Origin of the sequence: Candidatus Propionivibrio aalborgensis (genome assembly GCF_900089945.1) — a bacterium.
In the GTDB taxonomy this organism is placed as follows: Bacteria; Pseudomonadota; Gammaproteobacteria; order Burkholderiales; family Rhodocyclaceae; genus Propionivibrio; species Propionivibrio aalborgensis.
Map to the genome: position 1 here is coordinate 1 of NZ_FLQY01000371.1, position 6,446 is coordinate 6,446.

4 protein-coding genes and 1 pseudogene are annotated in these 6,446 nt (G+C 58.1%); 2 read left to right on the plus strand and 3 right to left on the minus strand.

Going from position 1 to position 6,446, the window contains the following annotated elements; genetic code table 11:
* Together PROAA_RS16260 and PROAA_RS16265 are read left to right on the plus strand one after the other, a co-directional pair.
* Nucleotides 1–586: TatD family hydrolase (locus tag PROAA_RS16260; RefSeq protein WP_186412356.1), on the plus strand; the 586-nt coding region annotated here is incomplete at its 5' end.
* On the plus strand, nt 583–1,239 hold the full coding sequence (locus PROAA_RS16265; protein WP_186412357.1) for an ankyrin repeat domain-containing protein: 657 nt from the start codon (nt 583–585) through the stop codon (nt 1,237–1,239). The genes PROAA_RS16260 and PROAA_RS16265, both read left to right, overlap by 4 nt.
* Here PROAA_RS16265 and PROAA_RS16270 read toward each other — a convergent pair.
* From PROAA_RS16270 to PROAA_RS16280, 3 genes and pseudogenes are all read right to left on the minus strand, one after another.
* Nucleotides 1,231–2,637 carry a 3'-5' exonuclease family protein gene (locus PROAA_RS16270; protein WP_186412358.1) on the minus strand — a complete coding sequence of 469 codons (1,407 nt, stop codon included), beginning with the start codon at nt 2,635–2,637 and terminating at the stop codon, nt 1,231–1,233. The two genes, PROAA_RS16265 and PROAA_RS16270, sit on opposite strands and share 9 nt — an antisense overlap.
* Before the next feature lie 142 nt (nt 2,638–2,779).
* Nucleotides 2,780–5,608 carry an Hsp70 family protein gene (locus tag PROAA_RS16275; protein ID WP_186412359.1) on the minus strand — a complete coding sequence of 943 codons (2,829 nt, stop codon included), beginning with the start codon at nt 5,606–5,608 and terminating at the stop codon, nt 2,780–2,782.
* Between the two features lie 91 nt (nt 5,609–5,699).
* A pseudogene (locus PROAA_RS16280) lies at nt 5,700–6,446 on the minus strand (Hsp70 family protein); the annotation flags it as partial.

The window sequence follows — 6,446 nt, forward strand, 5'->3', positions numbered from 1 at the left end:
AACCGATGTGCGCGAACCGACGGTTAAAGACCTAGTCGATTTGGCACAACACCCGAAGGTCATCGCGATCGGCGAAACCGGACTCGACTATTACTGGCACAAGGATGCACCGGAATGGCAGCGTGAACGTTTTCGCACCCACATCCGCGCTGCAATTGAAGTCGACAAGCCATTGGTCATCCACAATCGGGATGCTACGACCGACACTCTGAGGCTTTTGTCGGAGGAGGGCGCAGGTGAGGTGGGCGGCGTCATGCATTGCTTCACAGAGACCTGGGATGTGGCCGAAGCAGTGCTCGCCCAGGGGTTCCATATTTCACTGTCCGGTATCGTCACGTTCAAGAACGCGCTATCCATCAAGGACGTTGCTCGTCGAGTTCCTCTGGATCGCTTGCTCATCGAAACCGATTCCCCCTACTTGGCACCCATGCCTTATCGCGGGAAAACCAACCAGCCGGGCTACGTAAAATACGTTGCCGAAGAAATCGCACACTTGCGGAATATCTCATTTGAAGAAGTCGCCAAGGCCACGACCGACAACTTTTTCCGCCTTTTTCCTCACGCCAGAACGAGTATAAGCCAATGAAAATCATTACTTTCCTGACCATTTTGCTGTTGCCGATACTCGCTTCGGCAGGCGCTTACGAAGACATGGAAGAGGCGATAATTCAGGGCGATGCCCCCGACGCCATTGCTCTGATCAAGCGCGGCATGGACGGCAATACCGTCGACAGAGAAGGTAACACGCTGCTTTTCCAGGCCGTTCGGCGCGACATTCCGGAACTCGTCGATTACCTGATCCGGCATCGTGCACGACTCAATGTGCGCAATCGGAATGGCGAAACTGCGGTCAGCATTGCGGCATTCAAAGGGAATCTCTCTTATGTGAAACTCCTTGTCGACGCCGGTGCCGATGTGAATTTGTACGGCTGGTCGCCTCTGATCTATGCCGCATACAATGGTCACGCCCAGATTGTCGACTACCTGTTGAAACGCGGCGCCCGGATAGATGCCACAACAGAAAATGGTTCTTCAGCCCTTTTCTTTGCTGCACGCTTTGGTCACATCGAAGTCGTCGAATTGCTTTTGAAGAACAAGGCAGACCCTATGATCGCCAATGAGAATGGGGACACGGCGGTTGACTGGGCCTTGAAGAGCGAAAACACCGATATTGCCGATTTGCTTCGTGCCGCTGGAGGGCGCTCGGGCAAGGCAGTAGTTCTTGAACTCTCAAAGTGACGAAACTGGCGGCAAAGCCTGAAAAAGAGGCAGGACTCGGGTTTTGCCTGCCTTCAATAACTTGTTGATAATCCGGTAAATTTCAGGCTCGAAAGGGCCTTCGCTTCGGTTTTCAATGAGTTCATAAAGTGCCGCTTCGTCATGCACCGTACCCAGATAGCGCCAGTTATTGACCAGATGGTAGTCCTCGCGCATCCCAAATTCATCGCGTTCAATCAGAGCTACCGGCCCGAGGTACGGCCAGTGACTTAGCCTGGATTTTGCCAAAGCCGTCATCAGTCGAGCGCTGTGCAAGGACAAGGCCTCCTTGCCCACACAAACGCCTCGACAGGTCCTTTGTTTGTAGCCCACACAGGCTTCTCCCGGAGATCCCGTGCCTATCCCGATCAGGTTGTGACACAGCCGATGTCCTTCAGCGATTTTGCGCAGGGCTTGCAGGGCCTCGCGCCGGTGTCTATACAGACCAAACAAATCGCTAGCAAGCGCGAAATCAATATCCCGTGAATAGACGAGCTGCGGGCGAAAATCACCATCGCCCAGCTGTACCAATTGCCATGAGCAAAGATCATCTGCAGTCTGTCGCGTAAGAGAGCCGAACTTATGCTCGTTCAGCTTCGCACCCAGTTCGCCGGCCGCTTCAAGCCATTTCACGTCCCAAGTGTTACGCCACAAAGCGGTATTGCGGTTGGCTGAAGAAAAATGGGCGAAGACCTGTTGACGAATATTCGTGCTTCGCTTTGTCAATAACAAACTCCCGTCCTCGCCATACAAAGCGTAAGCACCTGCAGCTTCCGGCAGATCCTCGATAAGCGCGGAGTCAATTTGTGGGGGCAAGTCCGGGTGGCCAACAATGGCATCTATGGCGTTGTGGATGTCTTCTACAGGCAGTGTCTGATGCCAATACTGCCAAAGCGTCCAAAGAGCGCGAGCATCAGCCAGCGCACGATGACGATCGCCAGCAGCAATATCAAAGCGCTCCAGCAAGGCATCAAGGCTGTGTCGGTGATGCTGGGGAAAAAGCTTGCGTGAAAGCTTGACCGTGCAAAGATTTGGGGCACGAAAATCGACACCGATACGTTTGAATTCGCGTTTCAGAAAGGTGTAGTCGAAACGGGCGTTGTGAGCGATGAACAAATGACCGCGCAACTTTTCCAGAACAACGGGCGCCAGCTGTTCAAAAGTCGGAGCCGATGAAACCATTGCCGTGCTAATTCCCGTCAGCCCCGTGATGAAATCCGAAACCGGTCGGCCAGGATTGACCAGAGAGTTCCACTCGCTGGAACCATTCTGATCGACCTCGACGAATCCGATCTCGATGATTCGATCATTGGCGAAATTGGCGCCCGTTGTCTCCAGATCGACAAAAAGCAGCGGCTCATGGGTTGAAGAGAGATTCATCGACTTGGGAACAGTTCAATATTGAGATATTGCAAAAGCGCGCTATTCGAAACGCGCATAATTTGTATTATGTAAAATAATAGAAAGGGTTCGGAATGGCATTGTAGCCCCTCTTGTTTGCGCTGTCGGAGCGCCTGCCCCCTCAATGAGATGGCTGCGTTGTCCTGTATTCCGGCAGCAGCCGTAAGCCTGCAGGCAAGGACTCGCCAAACGCGCGTCGCTCATCGGCACTGTCAAGTTCAATCACGGTCTGGATTTGCTCAATCCAGCTCGCGCATGCTTTGATCTCGGTCAGACGTTCCTGAACAAGTTCGCGCATCTCTTCATTCAAATCGCGCGCACGGTCACCCGTCAGGCGGGCAATTTGCGTCGCCGCGAAGGCGGCTGGCTCGACCTTCTTCCAATCGAGTACCAGCAAGGCTTCGAGCCAGCGGCCAGCGACCTCGGGCGGCACAACTTGATGCGCATTGCCGTAAAGCGACTCTCGGGCTCCGATTCGGCCGATAACCCACCAACCCAGCGCCTTTACAGATGATTTGCGCAGTCTTCCAAGCAGCCAGTCGCCGATTTCCACCTTTCTTTCGATGGGCAACCCTTCGAGCGAAGCGACGAGGCGCAGCATGTCATCCTGACTTCCGGCAATCGCAGTCATCAGGCGGTTACGCCGCTTCGTTGCCTCAGCCAGCAGCGAGGGGCTCAGTTCGTCCAGCAGTTTTTCCTGGATGGCTGTCGGCAAGCCGCCCGCTGCGCGTCGCCACAAGGTCCACCATTCCGACCAGTTCTGGCTCTCGCCTGCGTACTCAATGCCTTGCGGAAGGAGTTGACACAATTGCTCGACGCGCCACTCGTCGAGGGCGTAGCCGAGGCCGGGGCGTAGACAGTAACCGGTGAGATTGAGCCACAAGCGTTCATGCTCGGCCGAACGCCGACGACGGCGTGCGCGCTGCATCAGAGCGTCGAATAGCGCCCGCAAGAGAGGCATATCCCAGTTCTCACGTTTGCCCAGCAGATGTTCCAGCTGGCCGCGCAATTGCCGTACTTGCTTGCGCATTTCCGTCTTTTCCGCTGCCAGAGAACGCGATCCGAAAATGCTTTCAATACACTGAATTGCATCGGGAAAGTTTGGCGGCAAGGCCTCCGCAGAAACCACACAATCGCCCGGTTCACGGCCATCGCCGCCTGCGTCGCTCACGCCACGTAACTGGAATTCGAGCAGCCAGCGTCGACTGGCGTCTTCCAGGTTGACGCAGTGCAGTTCCAGCGTGCCGATTTCGGTCATCGTGCTAATCAATTGCACTCGAACATCGCGCTGCGTATTGCCGGGGGGCGCCTGAACGACGGTGGCAATTGGCGGCAGCAAAATCCAGTCCTCGCCTGTCAGGATGGCGATTTCGCCCGGCTGATATCGGTTATCGGCTACCGTAGAAACGAGGCTAAAGCGAACCGGCTGACCCAGCCGCAGACTGAAAACGCGCTCCGGCAACTGCACTTCGTGCCCTTCCTCGCTGCCACGCGGCAGGATGCAAATGCCACGCTTCTCCTCGCCCTCCCCTTCGAGTACGAGAAAATAACTCCGTGCCGATCCACCACCGATCCGCTGCCCTTGACCCTGGCGAACCAACGCGTAGGCGACTGCACCACGCGCCACCGCGACGTCGGGGTTGTCGTTGTGCAGAACTCGCAACCTATCGCCACGCCAGTCGCCAAGCGCGTCTTGCAATCGCTCGGCAATCGCCTCGGAGCGAAACACGCCACCGTTGAGAAGCAGCGTATCGGGCACCGGCATCCGTTGCCCGCTGCTGTCGTCGGCCAGAGCATCCCGTGACGCATGGGCATGCCGCGTTAGGAAATCGGCGACGTGGCGAGTAATCGCCGGGTCGGCGGGATACGGCAAGCCGAACTCGATGATCGCGGCACGTCGTTGCAGTATCGGCTCATCCGGCGCGACACGAGGGAGAAAACCGTCGACAATCATTTGCCGGACTTCTTCCCGCTTCAGCTCGATTGTCCGTGCGCCGCCGATCAGCCTGGAGCCGCCGCCCAGTAGCGTCAATGGAACCGACTCCGGCGCGTCTGGCGCCAGCAGCAATTCTTTCGCCGCACGGCAACGCGCCACGAGTTGCGAGAAGCGCGCTGCTGTCAGCTTGCCTTCGCTGGCCGGGAGCCGTGATTCAACCAGATGGGCGAGCGAGAGATCCATGTTGTCGCCGCCGAGCATCAAGTGGTTGCCGACACCGATTCGGGTCAGTTCCGGGTCGCCGTCGCGCATCGCGACCTGAATCAAGGTCAGATCGGTCGTGCCGCCACCGACATCGCAAACCATCAGCAGCTTGGTATCAGCAAGTTCATCTGCAAGACAGTGCTGATGGCGATACAGCCAGTCGTAGAAGGCCGCCTGTGGTTCCTCGAGCAGTCGTAGATTGTTCAGCCCCGCCTGTTTCGCGGCTTCCAGCGTCAGTGCACGCGCGCCTTCGTCAAAAGAAGCGGGAACGGTCAATATGAGCTGCTGCTTTTCCAGCGGCGCATGCGGGAAGCGGTGCCGCCAGGCGGCGCGGACATGGGCGAGATAGCTCGCGCTGGCGTCGACCGGAGAGACCTTGTCGACATCATCGTCGGCGCCCCATGGCAGGATGGGCGCCATGCGGTCTACCGAAGCATGCGAGAGCCAGCTCTTGGCGCTGGCCACCAGCCGCCCCGGGACCTGGGCCCCGAGGTCAAGCGCGAAGCGCCCGGTAAGCACCTGATCTGCACTGTCCGCCTCTGTCCATGGCAATTGCAGATCTCCCGGGCTGATTTCTCCCGGCGCTGGATGAAAACGCACGGACGGCAGCGCGGGTCTCGCGGCGACTTGGCCTGGCCCGACCAGTTGCTCGACCTCGAACAGTTCGACGTGCTGTTTCCCAGGGGCTGCGTAGGCAACAACCGTGTTGCTGGTTCCGAGGTCAATGCCGACGATGTAATTCTTATTCATGCCCGGGAAATGGGGTAATCCCAAGTGGGATAGTCACGCACAATCTGGACGCCAGGAACACGAAGGGCGGTACAAACCGGATTCATCACATTCAGTCTGCAGCGCCGCCTCGTACATCGAACTCGACTTTCCAACGTGCCGTGCCGTTGTGCGGCAATGCTTCAAGTTCGAGCGTCCCGGCTTCGGTCAAACGTGCCTGAAGTCTGACGCGAACGACCTCACCCGCCTCGCGGCCTTCGCTGGGCAGGGTGGCCTGAATCTCATCGAGTTCCTGAAGCTCATCGGGCTCCCAGTCATCGAGCAGGGTTCCCACCTGATCCTGACGGCGCACCGACGAGCCGAAGAAGCGAAAGCGAACCTGCTCGCCAACGACCAGGCCGAATTCCTGACTCGACAGGGCGGCTTCACTGCCCTCCTCCATTCCGAAGGGAGCCAGGCACAGCGCCTGGACCGGTGGTTGCATCCCCGGTACGGCGGGCATCGACGATTCAATGGCCACATAGTAAGAACGGGCCGAGCCTCCCCGGATACGAACGCCCTGCCCGCGGCGCACGTAGCCGTAATACGCGGCACCGCGCGCGACGGCCAGATCAAGGTCGGCGCCTTCAAGCGAGCGCGCGGCCGGCGCGCCCTCGGCAGCGAGCCACGAATTGAGCGACGCCAGCGTACGCTGGGCAAGCAATTCGGACTTGAAGACGCCGCCGTTGAACAGCACAGCGGTCGGATGAAGAAACGTCGCGCCGGCCGGCAACTGGCCGGTGAATCCTTCAAGATCGTTTGTTGCGGCGACCTGGCGAGCCAGAAATGCGGCAAGATGACGGGTTATCGCGGCATCCTG